Source organism: Herbaspirillum sp. Her4 (assembly GCF_057961335.1).
This window is the reverse complement of sequence record NZ_CM176330.1, coordinates 3,917,005-3,932,836: the sequence shown is the minus strand read 5'-3', so window position 1 is coordinate 3,932,836 and position 15,832 is coordinate 3,917,005. Positions and strand designations below refer to the sequence as shown.

Here is a 15,832-nt window from a genome sequence, read left to right as displayed (position 1 = left end):
TCAGCAGGGTTAGCGCCTGAGCGACCTGCCTGGCTTGCGCAGGTTCTCCCGGGGGGACGGCGAGCCGCTCAAGGGCAACGCATGGACTTGGTCCTCGCCTGCACGAGCGCCAGTGACGAACAATGCGTGCAAGTCGAAACCGAACTTGTTCAAGCGTGCCAGCGTGCTTTTGTTGCCGCGTACCAGCGCGTTATAGCCAAAGGTGGCGGGAATCGCTACGGCCAGTCCCAATGCGGTCATGATCAGCGCCTCCCCAACGGGGCCGGCAACCTTGTCGATGCTTGACTGGCCGGTGGTGCCGATGGAGACCAGTGCGTGATAGATCCCCCAGACTGTTCCGAACAGGCCAACAAACGGTGCCGTCGATCCCACAGAGGCCAGAACGGCCATGCCCGCTTGCAGACGCGCAGCAGCTTCATCAATGGATTGCCTTAGACCGAGGGTGATCCAGTCGCTGATCGCCAGCTGTTCATGCAAATGTCCCTGGTGCTGCTGATGATGAATGAGCGCCGTCTTCCCGGCATGGGCCAGCGCGAAAAATGGATTGTCATGTCCCAAAGTGCTCAGAGCGCTCTCCAGATCACCTGCCGTCCAAAAATCACTGCGGGCGGCCTCGCCGGACTTGCGCAGACGAAGCAGGGCAAGTGCCTTGGTCAGGATCACATACCAGGAGGCGATGGACATGCTTATCAGCAGAATCGCGACTGCGCGCGTGACCAAGTCACCCTGCGCCCACAAGCTCTGAAGGCCGTAAGGACTGACTTCCATGATGTTTTAAGCCTTCATGAGGCGGGCCGTGCCGGGCCGCCCTGGATGGGAGAAGACCCGAATTATGCGCGCAGGACCAGGCGCAGGGCGTGCGACAAATTGTCACATTCTGTTTACCGATGTCCTGCCGATCTCATGCTCGCCTGTCAGGCCGGCCCATGGAAGATCCAGCTCACTATCCTGAACCTGTTCAATCGTCGCGATGACACGGGTGGTTCGGCCTCCAACTTCAATGACACCTTGAGCCTGGGCCGCGCGTTGTCGGCCCAGGTCACGGCGCCTCGCCAGCCTGCGCACATCATTCGTGGAGGCGTCCCAGGAACTGCCGCGAGCGCTCGCTGCCCTGCGCGCCGAAGAACAGGGCAGGGGTGGTATCTTCCAGCACGTGTCCACCTTCCATGAAGAGGATGCGGTCGGCTACATCCCGGGCGAAGCGCGTTTCGTGCGTCACCACCAGCATGGTCATGCCTTCCGCCGCCAGCGCGCGCATCACGTTCAACACGTCGTCGCGCAGTTCCGGATCCAGTGCCGAGGTCGGCTCATCGAAGAGGATCACTTCCGGATCCATGGCCAGTGCGCGGGCAATGGCCACACGCTGCTTCTGGCCACCGGAGAGCTTGCCCGGATAGGCATCGGCTTTCTCCGCCAGTCCGACCTTGCCCAGCAGCGCGAGGCCGCGCTCACGGGCCTCCCCCTTGGCGACCCCCTTGACCGAGACCAGGCCTTCGATCACGTTCTGCAACGCCGTCATGTGCGGGAACAGATTGAAAGACTGGAACACCATGGCTGTCTGCTGCCGGATCTGCAGCGTCTTGCGCCGCAGTTCGCGCGCGGGCAGCGTCGCCGGATCGTTCAGCGCCACGCCGCAGATTTCGATGCTGCCGCGATCCGGCAATTCCAGCAGGTTCAGCGAGCGGATGAAGGTGGTCTTGCCGGACCCGGAGGGGCCCATGATGACCACCACTTCGCCCCGCGCGACTTCGAGGTTGATGTTGCGCAGTACCTGATTGGCGCCATAAGCCTTGGCCAGGGCGCTCACGCGCACAGTACGGGAAGAAGACGGATTCATTGATAGCGCCTCGACAGTTTCTCTTCCAGCCAGGTTTGCAGGAGAGTGAGCAGTTGATTGATGACCCAGTAGATGGTCCCGACGATGATGAACATGTCCATGTAGCGGAAGGTGGTCGCTCCCAGCTGGTCGGCCACGCGTGTCAGCTCCACCACGGTGACGGTGGAGGCCAGCGAGGTGTCCTTCATCAGCGCGATCAGGCGACTGCCTACGGGTGGAATGGCGATGCGCAGGCCTTGCGGCAGGATCACGCGCCATAGCGTCTTCCAATAACCCATGCCCATGGCCCAGGCAGCTTCCCACTGGCCGCGATCAACCGCATTGATGCCGGAGCGAAAGTTCTCGCTCAGGTAGGCCGCCGAGAACAAGGTCAGCGCCAGCAAGGCGGCGGGGATGGGATCGATGGTGATGCCGTAGTTGGGCAGGCCGAAATAGATCAGCAGGATCTGGATCAGCAAGGGCGTGCCGCGAAACACCGACACATAGGCAAACGCCAGCCAGCGCAGCGGCCGCGCATCGGAAATGCGGGCCAACGCAATGAGCATGCCCAGCGCCGAGCCCAGCACGAACGAGCCGATACCCAGCCCGATGGTCACCACTACCGCTTTTTCCAGCAGCGGTAGCGCCCTGACAAACAGATCAATCATGGTTCTCCTCCCGGTTGCAGCGCCTGCATTGGGGCGCTGCTTCAATGTTCATTGATGCGGGCATCACGCCTGGGCTGCCGCGCTTGCATACTGGGCCAGTGCCTGATCCAGATCGGCGATCAGCAGGGCGGGGTCTTCCAGACCGATGGACAGGCGCACCACCGGCTGGTCGGTCGCCGGGAAGGCGCGGTTGGCCTGCAGCGCGGCCGGATAATACGCCGCCAGGCTGTGCACGCCGCCCCAACTGGCACCGATGACGAAGTGCTGCAGGGCGTCGAAGAAGCCGTGGAAGGCGCTTTCCGGCGCCGGTTGCAGGATCATCGAAAACAGGCAGCCAGGGGTCTTGTAGTCGCGCTTCCAGAGGGCATGGCCGGGGTCGCTTTCCAGCGGCGGATACATCATGCGCGCCACCATCGGATGGCCGGCCAGATGGCGTGCCACCTGCAGGGTCGACGTACCTTGTGCCTGCACCCGCAACGGCAGCGTTTCCAGCCCGCGCAGCACCAGGAAGCAATCCTCGGGACTGACCTGCTGGCCGAGGATGCTCTGGGTCTCGCGCAGGATGCCGTAGTGGCCGTGGTCATTCATGCTGATGCATCCCATGAGCACGTCGGAGTGACCGCCCAGGAACTTGGTGGCGGCCTGGATGCTGAAATCCACGCCCAGATCCAGGCATCTCAGCCCCAGCGGGCTGGCCCAGGTGTTGTCCAGCATGGTCAGTACACCGCGCTCGCGTGCCACGGCCGTGATGGCCGGGATGTCCTGCATTTCCATGGTGACCGTGCCGGGCGCTTCCATGCAGATCATACGAGTGGTGGGCTTGATCAGTGCGGCGATGTCCGCACCGATGTCCGGCCGGTAGAGTTCCACCTCCACGCCCATGTGCGCCAGCCATTTCTCGGCAAAGGTCTTGAGCGCACCATAGCAGGCCGCCGAGACCAGCAAATGGTCGCCACCGCGCACGAAGCCCATGACGGTGGTCATCAGGGCGGCCGCACCGGAGGGCGCAATGACGCAGTGGCGGGCGTTTTCCAGCGCGGCGACACGCTGCTCCAGCAGGCGCGCCGTGGGGGTGCCGGTGACGCCATAGCTGAAGCCATCGGGCTGGCGCTGCTTGCGCTGGACAAAGTCCTCGAAGGTGTCGAATACCACGGTGGAGGCGCGCATCACCGGGGGCGAGAGACTGGCGAACGCGGGTTGCGATGAAATAGGGTGGCTCATGCGATTAATTTGTTAATCTAAAAAAGAGGAACCCAGTATCCGAATTCGCGCCGCAGCCATCAACAGCACGCGGGACTAACTCTATAAGTGGTACTTATATATGGACATGCGAGACATTCAGGTCTTCCGCGCCGTCATGCGCGCCGGGACCACCAGCAAGGCCGCCGCCCTGCTCAACGTATCCCAGCCCGCGATCAGCCAGTCGATCCGCAAGCTGGAAGCGACTTCCGAACTGCGGCTGTTCGAGCGCACCCGTGGCCGCCTGGTGCCGACGCAGGAGGCGCTGGCCTTGATCGTGGAGGTGGATCGCTGCTTTGCCGGCTTCGAGATGATCGAGCACCGCATCCGCAGTTTGCGCTCGTTCGGACTGGGCCGTCTGGCCATTGCTTCTTTTCCCGCACTGGGCAATGGTTTCATGCCGCGCGCCATCGCCGCCTTCGGACTGGGTGAGCGGCGTGTGCAGATGTCGTTCCAGATCATGAGCTCGCGCGAGGTCTACCAGCAGGTCAGCGCAGGGCAGCTGGATTTCGGACTGATGGCCGATGAGCTGTCAGTCTCCGGGCTGGAGCATTCGCAATTCATGAGCGTGCCGGGTGTGATCGTGATGAACGACCGGCACCCCTTGGCCGGCAAGCCGGTGATCACGGCTGACGATCTGCTGGAACATCCCTTTATTGCCCTCAATCCGGAAGATGCCAGCCGCCGGCGTCTGGAGCAGGAGCTGATGCTGCAGGGGAAGGTCTTGCGTCCCATCCTGGAGACGCCTTATTCCAATTCGGTGTGCGAATTCGCCATGCGCGGCGTTGGCATGGGCATGGCGCATCCCATCCTGGCGCTGGATTACGTCACGCGCGGCCTGCGCCTGAAGCCGATGGAAGTGACGGCCAACTTTACGGCGCTGCTGGTTTTCCGGCCTGGGGTGCCGATGTCGGAGAATGCCAAGGAACTGCTGCGGGTGATGCGGATCCAGATGGAGTCGGACATGAGCTCACTGCGCCAGGTGCTGTACCAGAAACCCGGCACGTTCTGAACTTCCCGGCAATGCACCGATTTGAGCGCTGCGCACAAGGTTGGGGCAAGGCCATGCTGCACGAGACCGCAAGAAGAGCAGTCAGCCCCGAGATAACTGGGACAGGGGGTGAAACACTGTTGGCCCTTATCATTTTGCTGTTCCGGATTGGTGCAGCATATCTTGTCGATCCATCAGTTTGATCGAGGAAAGTATAAGTTCTGCTTATCACTCAAGAAACGTGTACGGATTGCTGATCCCCCGGCCTGCGCACAGAATGGGCTTCCGATTTCATTGATGATCAAGAGGGGACAGCACCATGAAGTTGCATCATTTCATTCCCGCCTGCCTGCTGGCAGCGCTCCTGGGCAGCGCAGCGGCTGCCGTGACAGCCCAGAACATTCCGGCCGACATTCTGGCCAATGCCCGTGCATCGGGCGTGATCCGCATCGCCAATACCCAGAGCAGCCCGCCCTGGAGCCTGATCGATGACAAGCTGCAACCGGCCGGTTATGACGTCGAGGTGGCCAAGGAAGTGGCGCGCCGCATCGGCGTGGCCAAGGTGATCTTCGTGGCCGACAGTTTCAAGAATTTTGTGGAAGGACTCAAGGCGGGCAAGTACGACATGGTGATGAACGACCTCACCCCTTCGCCGGAACGGGAGAAGCAGGTCGATTTTGCGGCACCCTATGGCGTGGAGGATTTTCGTATCTTCGTACTGGCCAGCAATGCCAGCATCAAGGACAAGCCCGATCTCAAGGGCAAGAAGGTCGGCGTGACGACCGGCACCACCAACGAAAGCTGGGCGCGGGCCAATCTGAAGGAATCGGATATCCGCGCCTATGACAATGGCGGTTTCGTCTTCAATGACCTGGGCAATGGGCGCATCGATGCGGTCATCAGTTCGCACTTCGGTGGCATGAAATACGCGAACGTGAACAAGTTGCCGATCAAGGAAGTCGGACCAGTACTGATCTACCAGCTGTCGGCACCGGCCATGGCCAAGGGCCAGCAGCCATTGAAGGAGGCCGTCAGCAAGGCCATTGGCGACATGACGCGCGATGGCACCATTGATAAGCTGGCGCGCCGCTGGGTGGGTGCGGATTTCGATATGGTGGGGGATATCCAGCGGGCTTTGCAGCAACCTTGATTTTCTTGTTGCCGTATCGGTAACGGGTGTTCAGCGGCAGGCCAGCAGGCTTGCCGCTAGTGCATTGTAGTCGGACAGGTTCGCTGCAAAATTCGGTACAACTCAGTCAATAACGGACACTCTTGTTTTATGCGGTCCGCAGTTTCCTGTTGAATTGTTCAACAAACCGAGCGGGGGCAATGTTGCCAAGACGAGAGTGACGCCGCTTGCGGTTATAAAAAATTTCGATGTGTTCCCGAATCGACACCCCAGCCTCTGCACGCGTTGTGTAACGTTGGCGATGAATCAGTTCGTTTTTCAAGCTGCCCAGACGCTCTCCGTCGGCGCATTGTCGTAGCAGTTCCCTTTACGCGACATCTATGCCCGCGCGCCAAACTTCTTCAGCAAACGACCAAAGGCATGGGAGCAATACTGACTGCCACGGTCCGTGTGATGAATCAGGCCATGTGCCGGGCGTCTCGGTGCGGAGCTCCCTTGTGTATCTCTGTTTCTCTGATTTGCTTATTGCTTGCTCCTGTTGGTCAAGTTTAACAAACAGGCGTGTCCGGAAATTTCAGGGCTACCTAACGATGGGTTGTTTGCATGGATCCACACACAGGTAGAACAAGCTGCCAACTGAGGGGAGGGATCATTTCTCATATCATTTGAGCTGATGACAATAATAAGAAAACAGGATTGGATTTATATCTGATTTGTTCGCATCATGACCTTCCTGTGATGAGGCAATCCTCTGCGACCGTCGGCAAATGCCAGTCCGACACGCTGGTAGCTTGCCTCATCTTCATTCAACTGCACCATGAAAAGGAATGTGACATGAACGCCATCATCTGGCCCGAAGGCTACGTGCCGGGCTTTACCGAGAATTTTGCTTCCAACGAAGTCATCGTCGCTGGCCTGAGTGCGGCCGACGTTTGGCCGCTGCTTGCCGTGCCATCGCAATGGCCGACCTACTACGCCAACTCGGCGAATGTACGTTTCTACGACGGCAAGGGTCCGCAATTGGCTGACGGGGACCGCTTCTATTTCGAAACCTTCGGTTTCCCGGTCGAGGCGCAATGCAATGAATACGTGGCCCCCACCGCCGGCCAAGCCGGTCGTATCGCCTGGCACGGCTGGGCCGGGGAGGTGGGCAGCGACGATCGCCTGGATGTGCATCACGCATGGCTGGTGGAAGACCTGGACGGAGGGCGGGTGCGGATCCTCACGCAGGAAACGCAGAAAGGCAAGCCGGCCGAGGTGCTGCACAATACCAAGCCCAACCCGATGATCAACGGACACCAGGACTGGCTGGATGGCCTGGTGGCAGCAGCACGTCAGGCACGTCGCCCGTAACGGCGTCGCCATTTTGTTCATTCAGGGCCGGGCCCCTGCAGTAAGCCCGCCCGCCAAAAGGAAAGACACATGACAACAATCGCCGTATTGGGCTTGGGTGCGATGGGCTCGCGCATGGCCGCCAATCTCATCAAGGCAGGTCACACCGTGACCGTCTGGAATCGCAGCCCGGCTGCCGCCGACGCCTTGGTAGCCGCCGGCGCCAGATGGGCCGGCACGCCCAAGGAAGCCGCCATGGGCGCGGACTTCGTCATGGCCATGGTGCGTGACGATCAGGCTTCGCGGCAGGTGTGGCTGGATGCAGCCACCGGTGCGCTGGCCGGCATGAGTCCTGGTGCCATTGCGATCGAGAGCTCGACGCTCACTCCGGACTGGATACGTAATCTGGGACGCCAAGCTGCCGACCGGTCGATCGGCCTGCTCGAGGCACCGGTATCGGGAAGTACGCCCCAGGCCGAGGCGGGCCAACTGGTCTATCTGGTCGGTGGCGAGGCTGCTACGCTGGCCCGCGCCGAACCCGTCCTGAAGACGATGGGCAGCGTCATCCAGCACGTGGGTTCGCTCGGGGCGGGGGCACTGACCAAGCTGACCACCAATACCTTGCTTGGTATCCAGGTCAGCGTCCTTGGCGAATTGATAGGCCTGCTCCGTCATGCCGGCGCGGACGTGGCAAAGGTACTCGAAGCCGTTGCGGCGACGCCCGTATGGAGTCCGGTTGCAGGGCGTGTGGCCGGCTCGATGCTCGCGGGAGGCTTTGCCCCGCAGTTTCCGGTCGAGCTGATCGAGAAGGACTTTACCTATACCGTGGACACTGCAACGTCGGAGCTGATGGTGCCAACCATCGCTGCCGCGCGCGGAGTCTTCCGTGCCGCAATGGAGTGTGGCCTGGGCAAGGAAAACATGACTGCCGTGGTCAAGTTGTTCACGGAGCCTGCGCGTAGCACTTGAGCCGGTGATCCGACGTCACGGTTCACTCCACATGCGCAGCAGGTTGTGATAATTGCCGGTCAGCGTGAGCGTTTCCTTGCATTCGCCCACGCGGCTGCGGAGGCTGTCGATGGAGCGATCCATTTCGTACAGCAGGGTCCGCCGTGCATCATCCCGGATCAGGCTCTGCGTCCAGAAGAAGGAGCATACGCGCTCTCCGCGCGTGACCGGCTCCACGCTGTGCAGGCTGGTGGCCGGATAGAGAATCAGGTCGCCGGCAGGCAGCTTGACCTCATGTTCACCATAGCTGTCGACGATGACGAGACCGCCGCCGTCGTAATCCTCGGGATCACTCAGGAACAGGGGTCTCTTTGATCTACGTGCAATGACCGACGGTAGATCGTTCCACTGTTTACGCGGGCTTCAGCGGTGTGCACTGCAACAATTCCTTTAAAATCAGGCACTTGCTGTTTGCCTTTTCCACCGCGTATGATGGTGCGCATTGTTCTCTTCAGAGAGTCAAACAATGGACCACTGGCACGCTCCCTACCTCGGCTTGCGCCATATCCCGCCCGAACTCACCGAGTTTGAGCTAAACACGTTCTTCACGTTTTCCCCCAAAGAACGCGCATTGATTGAAGCGAGGCGCAGCCTTCTTTATCGCCTGGCGCTCTCCCTCCACATTGGCTTTATTCGGATGACCGGCCGCACGCTTGATGCCTACAAGCAAATTCCGAAGGTTCTGTGGAGCCATCTCGGGGAGCAATTATCTATCGACCCGCCCGAGATCGGAACATTGCGCTCCCTGTATGAGACGCGGCCACGGACCTTAATCGACCACCAGCAGCTGGCACAACAGGCGCTGGGCTTTTCCTCGATGACCGAGCACCAGCGACGTTACCTGGTCCGCTGGCTTAAGGAGACCCTGGTCGGCCGACCGGATGCCTCTAGCCTGCTCATGCAAGTCAAGGTATGGCTATACCAGCATCAAATATTGGTTCCGCACGATAGGCTTCTCAGGCGCGTGATCGCCGAAGCGATACGCAGCCATGAGGCTGCCTTGGAGACTGCCCTGGTACGCTACCTCGGGGAGGCCAATATCCAGGGGTGGAGCCGGGACCTACCGGCACCGTATGAGGACAGGGGAAGCCTGCAACAGTGGCTATGGGCGGTCCCTGTGAAGCACTCGACAGTTCAGATGTCTGAATTGTTCGCAAAAATCGATCACCTCAAGGAGCTGCGTGTTCCCACGGACTGGCCTGCCGAAGTCAATGAGACGCTCGTGCGACATTACGCGCGTCGTTGCGCTAATCGCCCACCTTCCGTCAGCAAGCGTATTCAATCGCAGTCCCGCCGACTAGAGACAGCTTGCTTCATGCGCTACGCACTGTGCTCAGCTACAGACCAGCTGCTTGCGATGTTTCGACGGTGGGCGATTGACGTCACGACCGAAGCAGGTCGACAGGTCGATGCCGGGCGACCTGACCTCAAGAAGCAGCTTTGCGGCTTCGCAGAGGCAGTCAAGCTTCTTGCTCTGGAGACTGCTTCTCCAGCTGCGGAAACGCTGCTCAAGATCGTGGAACTGGCTGACCAGGTGCTGCAACAGCACGCCCCGAGTCGACGGAGCTTGATTCGTCTGCAGCTGATGGCAAAGAGTGCGCAGGCCCGCGCTTTGTTACACAAGCTGGTCGACTTGCCCTTTGAGTCGGAGTCGCAACATCCGGTTGTTGACGCCATTCACGTGCTTCGCGGTCTGTACGGCCCAGACGGTGGCAACGAATTACCATTTCACACCAATATCAAGATCGGCCGAGTCTGGCGTGAGATCATCCAGGGCGAGGATCGCGTTGCGGCACTGCGTGCGTTTGAGTGGGCCACTATTTCCGCTCTGAGAATGGCGTTGCGCAATGGATCGGTTTTCGTGAATCACAGCTTTTCATTCCGCAGCCGGGAAACCATGCTTATTTCCCGCGAGGAATGGAAGGCAAAGCGGCACCATCACTACGGCGACCTTGGAGTATCGGAAGACCCCAAAGTTTTCCTGAATAATGTCATTGAGCACCTGGACGAAGGCCTAGAACGGCTGAAGGATGCCTACCTGTCCGGTGACGTGCGCATCGAGGCTGGAAGCATTCGCAACGAGGCCTTGGTGGCCGAAGAGCGAGATCCCCACCTCGATGCGCTACGGCGGGCCATCTTCGAAGACCGCCCAGTCGGGCAACTTCCGACGATCATTCTCGACATCGATAGTGAAGTGCGATTTTCTTGGCTGCTGTTGGGGAGGGAACCGCGCTCACGCAGCGAACTGCTTCTCGTCTATGCCGCGGTGCTGGCCCACGGCACATCCCTGTCAGCAGCGGACATTTCACGCATGATCCCGGAGCTCAAAGCTTCGTCGATCCGGCAGATGATGAAACTGGTGGCAGACGAGCGCAAATTGCGAGAGGCTGCAGATGCAGTCCTGGCGTACATGCACCGACATCCCATCGCCGCGCATTGGGGAATTGGCGATCTGGCGTCGTCCGACATGATGAGCTTGGAGACCACACGCACGGTCTGGCAAGCGCGCGCCGACCCGCGTCGCCGCACGGCCTCAATCGGCATCTACACCCATGTGCGCGATCGCTGGGGTATTTTTTACGATCAGCCCATCCTCCTGAAGGAACGCCAGGTAGGTGCAGCCATCGAGGGCGTGGTTCGTCAAACCGCTACGGAAGATGTCGCTCAGCTCGCAGTAGATACCCACGGTTACACCGACTTCGGGATAGCCGTGGCAAAGGGTCTCAAGTTTGACCTTTGCCCTGTGCTTCAACACATGCGTGATCGATACCTCCATGTCCCCCGTGGCCACATGGTGCCGGATGAAATCCTGCCAGTGGTGGTCGGCGACGTTGACCTGGACGGGATCGAAGCAATTTACGATGAATTCGTCCGAGTGGTGGCATCCATCAAGAGCGGGCGCTGCACCGCTGTCCAAGCGCTGCAGCGTTTTGGATCGTCTGCCCGTGGCCAGGACGTGTACGACGGCGGCACGCAGCTTGGTAGGCTGCTCCGGTCGATCTTCTTGATCGACTACTTTACCAATTCGACCTTCCGCCGTGAACTTCGCCATGTGCTCAATCGCGGCGAGGCTGTGCATGCAATTCAGCGCGCTGTCCACACCGGCAAAATCCCCACCGAGTTGGCCAAGCGTCCGGATTCGTTGGCGGCAGTTTCGTCAAGTCTTTCCTTGCTGACCAATGTGCTCATGGCCTGGAATACCCGTCATATACAGCGTACCGTTGACCGTTTTGAGGAATTCGGCGGCGAGCCTATCGCTCCAGAACTTCTGAGGCGGATCGCTCCTACTCACCTGGAAGGACTGAATCTGCGCGGCACCCTTGAGTTTCCCTTGGCGGAATACGCGATACGTATTCTGCCTAGCAGTGCGGTCACGAGTTTACCGGCCAGTCAGAAACAGATCCGATAGCATGGCGAGATTGGTGTCGACAAATTCAGGCCGCTAAGACCGCTGCAACCAGCTTAGCGCGCTTTCTTTCCCGTTTCTGAGACGATCCTCCATTACGGAAGTAAAGTTTTCATTAATTAATGTAAATGCGAACGATAATTACTTATAATCCGATAATTCGTTTTCCTGCCGCAACTTTTGAAAGTTTCTTCATGTCACTCTCGCACTTCCACCGCCTCACGCCGCTGGCCGCCGCGCTGGCACTGGCTTTCCTCAGCCCCCTGCCGGCCCTGGCGCAGAGCAGCGCCACCAGCACCAGCGACAGCACCGCCAGCAGCGACCAGAAAGACCAGCAACTGCCCACCATCACCGTCAATGCCTCGGCTGACGCCTCCGCCGATGGCCTGACCAAGGAATTCGCCGGTGGCCAGGTCGCGCGCGGCAGCCGCCTGGGCGTGCTGGGCAATGTCGACAATCTGGACAGCCCGGTGCGCTCGGTGGCCTACACCCAGCAACTGATTGCCGACCAGCAGGCGCATGGCGTGGGCGACGTACTCAAGAACGATCCGGTGGTGCGCACCACGCGCGGCTATGGCAACTTCCAGGAGTCGTACATGATCCGCGGCTTCATCGCCAACTCCGACGACCTGATGTACAACGGCCTGTTCGGCATCCTGCCGCGCCAGTATGTGGCCGCCGAAATGATCGAGCGCGTCGAGGTGCTGTACGGCGCCAGCGCCTTCCTCAACGGCGCCACACCGGGCGATGCCGGCCTGGGCGGCACCATCAACATCGTCCCCAAGCGCGCCGCCAATGAGCCGCTGACCGAGGTGACGATGGGCTACGAATCGGGCAACAGCAAATATGCCGCCATCGATTTCTCGCGCCGCCTCGGGCCGGAAGATCGCCTGGGCGTGCGCATCAACGCCGCCCGCCATGCCGGCGGCACCGGCGTGTCCAATGAAAAGCGCGAAACCAACCTGTTCTCGCTGGGTGTGGATTATCGCGGTAATGATTTCCGCCTCTCAGCCGATCTGGGCGTGCAGGAAAACAATCTCAACAACATGCGCTCCAGCGTCACGCTGGGCAGCGGGCTGACTTCGGTGCCGGCGGCGCCGAGCGGCTCGGCCAACTATTCCCAGCCGTGGTCGTATTCCAATGAACGCGACATCTTCGGCACCGTCCGTGGCGAATGGGATCTGTCCGATCACACCACCGCCTGGGCGGCCTTCGGCGCCCGCCAGGGTACCGAAAACAATTCGCTGTCCGGCATCCGCGTCAACAACGCCAGCACCGGCGCCGCCTCCACCTACCGCTTCGACAATGCGCGCCAGGATGATGTGGCCACCGGGGAAGTGGGCATCCGCACCCAGATCAAGACCGGCGCGGTCTCACACAAGCTGGTGGCCGCCGCTTCGATGTACTCGCTGAACTCGCGCAATGCCTATGGCTATTCGTCCTTCTACGCGCTGGGCACCAATCTGTACAACCCGACGATGTACAGCCAGCCGGCACTGACCACGCTGGGCAACAGCCTCAGCGACCCGCAGACCACCACCCGCACCAACCTGGCCAGCGCGGTGGTCTCCGACACGCTGGGCTTCTATAACGATCGCCTGCTGGTTACCGTGGGCGTGCGTCAGCAGCAGCTCAAGTCCGACACCTATGCCTACAACACCCACCTCAACAGCGCGCACTACGACCAGAGCGCCACTTCGCCGATGGCCGGCGTGGTCTTCAAGGTGCAGAAGAACCTGTCCCTCTATGCCAACTACATCGAGGGTCTGCAGCAAGGCAAGCAGATTACCGACACCACGGCGGCGAACTATGGCCAGGTGCTTGCCCCGTACAAGTCCAAGCAGAAGGAAGTGGGCGTGAAGTATGAACTGGGCGGCCTGGGTCTGGGGGCGGCCTTCTTCACCACCGACCGTCCGCTGTCCTACAAGGATGCGGTCACCAACATCGAAGCCACCAACGGTCTGCAGCGTAACCGCGGCGTCGAACTGACCGCCTATGGCGAGCTGAGCAAGAACCTGCGCCTGCTCTCGGGCATCACCTTCCTCGATGCCAAACAGCAGCAGACCAACGGCGGCACCAACAATGGGAACTACGCGATCGGCGTGCCCAGGCTGCAAGCCAATGCCGGTCTGGAGTACGACATCCCCGGCGTGCGCGGCCTGAGCATCAATGGCCGCGCCACCTACACCTCGACTCAGTACGTGGATGCCGCCAACAAGCTGGAAGTGCCGTCGTGGGTGCGCTATGACATCGGCGCGCGCTACCTGACAGACATCGGCGGACACGCCGTGACCTTCCGCGCCGCCATCGAGAATCTGGCCAACCGCAACTACTGGGAATCGGCCGGTGGCGCCTCCAACTCGGGCTATCTGGTCCTGGCCAACCCGCGCACCTTCAGCACCTCGGTGTCGGTGGCTTTCTAAGCCGCATCGCCAACCGGCCTGCGCGCTGCAGGCCGACAGCAAAACGCCTGCTGTGTCGACGAGGACAGCAGGCGTTGTCGCATGGGCGCCGGCACCGGGCGGCGCTGCCTCAGTCGAAGCGCGGCGTAGGCGATCAGCATTTCCTCGATGAACAGCTTTGGCGAGAGCGGATGGTCGGCAATGGCGGGACGTTCCCCCATGCCGCGGATGGCCGCCGAAATCGCTAGCGCATCGAGGCACTGGGCCAGACGCAGCAGTTCCTTGGCATGCCGCCGGTAGTAGCGCACCACGCCGGCCTAACGGTGTAACGCTTGTTACAGCGTTACGCCGGAAGTACCAGCGCCCGGCGACTTGGGTGGGCAGGAACTTCATGTCCCAGCACCACACCTGGCGCTGCGCGGTGGCGATGTGCGTGGTGGGCCGGCGACTCTTGCGCGGGGCCTTGGCGCGTCCGCGGTGACGCGCCTGTCCCTGGGTGCGCAGCACGCGCTGGAAGCTCGACTCACTGGCGATGTACACCCCCTGGTCGGCCAGCATGGGCACGATGCGTGCTGGCGGCATGTCCGCAAAGCGCGGCTCGTTGGCCACGCGCAGCAACTGCGCGCGCTCAACTTCGGTCAGTGCGTGGGCGGGCATGGGGCGCACAGCTTGCGGTCTCCTATCGCCCGTGTCGAGGCCCTGATGGGCTCTCCAGCGCTGCAGGGTACGAGCAGTGATGCCCGCGATCTCGCAGGCCTGGTGCAAACGCGCTCCCGCCTTGCAGGCGGCCTCGATGTTGCGGGCATGTTCCTGGCGATCTTGCAGGTCGATCATTCGTCCTCGTCCCGCAGGTTTCTTTGCAAGATCGCCTCGCATTTTTTTGAGAGTACCAGCAGCGCCGCCGTCTCCGTCAGGGCCTTGTCCTTGCGCCGGACCTCGCGTTCTAGTTCCTTGATGCGTCGCTGATCCTGTCTCGTCTGCGACGGGCTCGCGCGCGCCTCCTCGGGAACGGCCAGCGCCTGCGTTGCGTTTGACTTCCACTGCTGCAACTGCTGGGGATACCGGAACGTGCTGCCCTGCCACAGCGCTACGCACTTGGCTGGACGCGGCCAGCATTGAGGGCGGCGCGGTTTTCCGCTCGGTCAATAAGTGGGAAATGGTCGGTGAGCGGCCAATTCACCCCGCGAGCATCAATACGATCCTGGCAGATTGTGCAGCATTGACCGCTCTAGACTACATCCCCGATCTTTCAAGTCACAGCCTGCGGCGAGGCATGGCAACTAGCGCCTATCGCGCTGGCGCGGACTTCCGACAAATCAAGCGGCAAGGCGGCTGGCGACATGACGGCACCGTGCAGGGGTACATCGAGGAGGCTGGCCGTTTTGAGGAAAATGCCGCGCGACATTTACTCCGAAAGCCTCCTGCCTGATCCTATTATCTTTGAGTGTTGTGAGTGAGGTCCGTGGCAACTGCCGGGTGACTTTTAGCGCTATAAATGTTCAAGTAGACCGGCTATTTCGGAGAGCGAGACGCATTAGCTTCGAACAAACTTTTGCACATCTTTGTCGCATCGCTTAAACTCTCAACTCTAAATTCATCAATTAATCTCATCTCTCCACCCATGTAGTCCATTCGAACCTCCACTCTGTTAATAAAACAGCTTCCGCTGGGGGTTCGTTCGCGTGGGTTTTGCCTGAGCGTTCGTTTAGAACGTCATTTTTCCCATTCAAAATCTAAATGTATGCTTGGTTCGAAGCCGGCGTGTGTAACGCTTGCGGGCTCTCTGCGCGTGGCGTGTTGCCATGTGACGTAGATGCGTACAGCCATCTGCGTATCGCTCA

Annotated in this window: 12 protein-coding genes and 4 pseudogenes; 8 read left to right on the top strand and 8 right to left on the bottom strand. The window is 60.5% G+C overall.

Annotation, left to right across the window (positions count from 1 at the left end; translation table 11 throughout):
• Nucleotides 1-9: 9 nt before the first annotated feature.
• The 4 genes from ACWFUC_RS17840 to ACWFUC_RS17825 form a co-directional block, all read right to left on the bottom strand.
• Nucleotides 10-768: a MotA/TolQ/ExbB proton channel family protein gene (locus ACWFUC_RS17840; protein ID WP_489637245.1), complete on the bottom strand. Its 759-nt coding sequence runs from the start codon at nucleotides 766-768 to the stop codon at nucleotides 10-12.
• A 298-nt stretch (nucleotides 769-1,066) separates the two neighbouring features.
• On the bottom strand, nucleotides 1,067-1,837 hold the full coding sequence (locus tag ACWFUC_RS17835; RefSeq protein WP_489622867.1) for an amino acid ABC transporter ATP-binding protein: 771 nt from the start codon (nucleotides 1,835-1,837) through the stop codon (nucleotides 1,067-1,069).
• Nucleotides 1,834-2,484, bottom strand: a complete 651-nt coding sequence (locus tag ACWFUC_RS17830; protein ID WP_034333493.1) for an amino acid ABC transporter permease — start codon at nucleotides 2,482-2,484, stop codon at nucleotides 1,834-1,836. The genes ACWFUC_RS17835 and ACWFUC_RS17830 overlap by 4 nt, the downstream gene beginning before the upstream one ends.
• A 63-nt stretch (nucleotides 2,485-2,547) precedes the next feature.
• Nucleotides 2,548-3,705: a trans-sulfuration enzyme family protein gene (locus ACWFUC_RS17825; RefSeq protein WP_489622866.1), complete on the bottom strand. Its 1,158-nt coding sequence runs from the start codon at nucleotides 3,703-3,705 to the stop codon at nucleotides 2,548-2,550.
• Nucleotides 3,706-3,805: 100 nt separating this feature from the next.
• Between ACWFUC_RS17825 and ACWFUC_RS17820 the strand changes: the two genes are divergently transcribed.
• Nucleotides 3,806-4,735, top strand: a complete 930-nt coding sequence (locus ACWFUC_RS17820; RefSeq protein ID WP_489622865.1) for a LysR substrate-binding domain-containing protein — start codon at nucleotides 3,806-3,808, stop codon at nucleotides 4,733-4,735.
• A 298-nt stretch (nucleotides 4,736-5,033) separates the two neighbouring features.
• Nucleotides 5,034-5,864 carry a transporter substrate-binding domain-containing protein gene (locus ACWFUC_RS17815; RefSeq protein WP_489622864.1) on the top strand — a complete coding sequence of 277 codons (831 nt, stop codon included), beginning with the start codon at nucleotides 5,034-5,036 and terminating at the stop codon, nucleotides 5,862-5,864.
• 127 nt (nucleotides 5,865-5,991) lie between these two features.
• On the opposite strand, the pseudogene ACWFUC_RS17810 reads toward ACWFUC_RS17815, so the two are convergent.
• Nucleotides 5,992-6,323: pseudogene (locus ACWFUC_RS17810) on the bottom strand (integrase core domain-containing protein); the annotation flags it as partial.
• A 354-nt stretch (nucleotides 6,324-6,677) separates the two neighbouring features.
• Between ACWFUC_RS17810 and ACWFUC_RS17805 the strand changes: the two are divergent.
• The 3 genes and pseudogenes from ACWFUC_RS17805 to ACWFUC_RS17795 all read left to right on the top strand — a co-directional run bounded on the left by ACWFUC_RS17805 (nucleotide 6,678) and on the right by ACWFUC_RS17795 (nucleotide 8,144).
• On the top strand, nucleotides 6,678-7,196 hold the full coding sequence (locus ACWFUC_RS17805) for an SRPBCC family protein (protein WP_489622863.1): 519 nt from the start codon (nucleotides 6,678-6,680) through the stop codon (nucleotides 7,194-7,196).
• A gap of 63 nt (nucleotides 7,197-7,259) precedes the next feature.
• A pseudogene (locus ACWFUC_RS17800) lies at nucleotides 7,260-7,742 on the top strand (NAD(P)-dependent oxidoreductase); the annotation flags it as partial.
• Complete coding sequence (locus ACWFUC_RS17795; protein WP_310839754.1) at nucleotides 7,728-8,144, top strand: NAD-binding protein; 417 nt, start codon at nucleotides 7,728-7,730, stop codon at nucleotides 8,142-8,144. The pseudogene ACWFUC_RS17800 and the gene ACWFUC_RS17795, both read left to right, overlap by 15 nt.
• A gap of 15 nt (nucleotides 8,145-8,159) precedes the next feature.
• On the opposite strand, the pseudogene ACWFUC_RS17790 reads toward ACWFUC_RS17795, so the two are convergent.
• Nucleotides 8,160-8,486: pseudogene (locus tag ACWFUC_RS17790) on the bottom strand (2OG-Fe(II) oxygenase); the annotation flags it as partial.
• 163 nt (nucleotides 8,487-8,649) lie between these two features.
• Between ACWFUC_RS17790 and ACWFUC_RS17785 the strand changes: the two are divergent.
• Nucleotides 8,650-11,592: a Tn3 family transposase gene (locus ACWFUC_RS17785; RefSeq protein ID WP_489622805.1), complete on the top strand. Its 2,943-nt coding sequence runs from the start codon at nucleotides 8,650-8,652 to the stop codon at nucleotides 11,590-11,592.
• A 191-nt stretch (nucleotides 11,593-11,783) separates the two neighbouring features.
• Nucleotides 11,784-14,012, top strand: a complete 2,229-nt coding sequence (locus tag ACWFUC_RS17780) for a TonB-dependent receptor (RefSeq protein ID WP_489622804.1) — start codon at nucleotides 11,784-11,786, stop codon at nucleotides 14,010-14,012.
• On the opposite strand, the gene ACWFUC_RS17775 is transcribed toward ACWFUC_RS17780, so the two are convergent.
• Both ACWFUC_RS17775 and ACWFUC_RS17770 read right to left on the bottom strand, forming a co-directional pair.
• The gene (locus tag ACWFUC_RS17775) at nucleotides 14,009-14,302 is read right to left on the bottom strand and encodes a hypothetical protein (RefSeq protein WP_489622803.1); all 294 of its coding nucleotides are present in this window, start codon (nucleotides 14,300-14,302) and stop codon (nucleotides 14,009-14,011) included. The two genes, ACWFUC_RS17780 and ACWFUC_RS17775, sit on opposite strands and share 4 nt — an antisense overlap.
• A 40-nt stretch (nucleotides 14,303-14,342) precedes the next feature.
• Nucleotides 14,343-15,124: pseudogene (locus ACWFUC_RS17770) on the bottom strand (transposase family protein); the annotation flags it as partial.
• Here ACWFUC_RS17770 and ACWFUC_RS17765 point away from each other — a divergent pair.
• Nucleotides 15,016-15,420: a tyrosine-type recombinase/integrase gene (locus tag ACWFUC_RS17765; RefSeq protein WP_489622802.1), complete on the top strand. Its 405-nt coding sequence runs from the start codon at nucleotides 15,016-15,018 to the stop codon at nucleotides 15,418-15,420. The pseudogene ACWFUC_RS17770 and the gene ACWFUC_RS17765 sit on opposite strands and share 109 nt — an antisense overlap.
• The last annotated feature ends 412 nt before the right edge of the window (nucleotides 15,421-15,832 follow it).

What these genes read in the sequence shown, in the direction of transcription:
- ACWFUC_RS17780 (WP_489622804.1), top strand. Translation starts at nt 11,784, where the DNA reads ATGTCACTCTCGCACTTCCACCGCCTCACGCCGCTGGCCGCCGCGCTG.
- ACWFUC_RS17795 (WP_310839754.1), top strand. Translation starts at nt 7,728, where the DNA reads ATGGGCAGCGTCATCCAGCACGTGGGTTCGCTCGGGGCGGGGGCACTG.
- ACWFUC_RS17805 (WP_489622863.1), top strand. Translation starts at nt 6,678, where the DNA reads ATGAACGCCATCATCTGGCCCGAAGGCTACGTGCCGGGCTTTACCGAG.
- ACWFUC_RS17835 (WP_489622867.1), bottom strand. Translation starts at nt 1,837, where the DNA reads ATGAATCCGTCTTCTTCCCGTACTGTGCGCGTGAGCGCCCTGGCCAAG.
- ACWFUC_RS17820 (WP_489622865.1), top strand. Translation starts at nt 3,806, where the DNA reads ATGGACATGCGAGACATTCAGGTCTTCCGCGCCGTCATGCGCGCCGGG.
- ACWFUC_RS17815 (WP_489622864.1), top strand. Translation starts at nt 5,034, where the DNA reads ATGAAGTTGCATCATTTCATTCCCGCCTGCCTGCTGGCAGCGCTCCTG.
- ACWFUC_RS17785 (WP_489622805.1), top strand. Translation starts at nt 8,650, where the DNA reads ATGGACCACTGGCACGCTCCCTACCTCGGCTTGCGCCATATCCCGCCC.
- ACWFUC_RS17825 (WP_489622866.1), bottom strand. Translation starts at nt 3,705, where the DNA reads ATGAGCCACCCTATTTCATCGCAACCCGCGTTCGCCAGTCTCTCGCCC.
- ACWFUC_RS17840 (WP_489637245.1), bottom strand. Translation starts at nt 768, where the DNA reads ATGGAAGTCAGTCCTTACGGCCTTCAGAGCTTGTGGGCGCAGGGTGAC.
- ACWFUC_RS17830 (WP_034333493.1), bottom strand. Translation starts at nt 2,484, where the DNA reads ATGATTGATCTGTTTGTCAGGGCGCTACCGCTGCTGGAAAAAGCGGTA.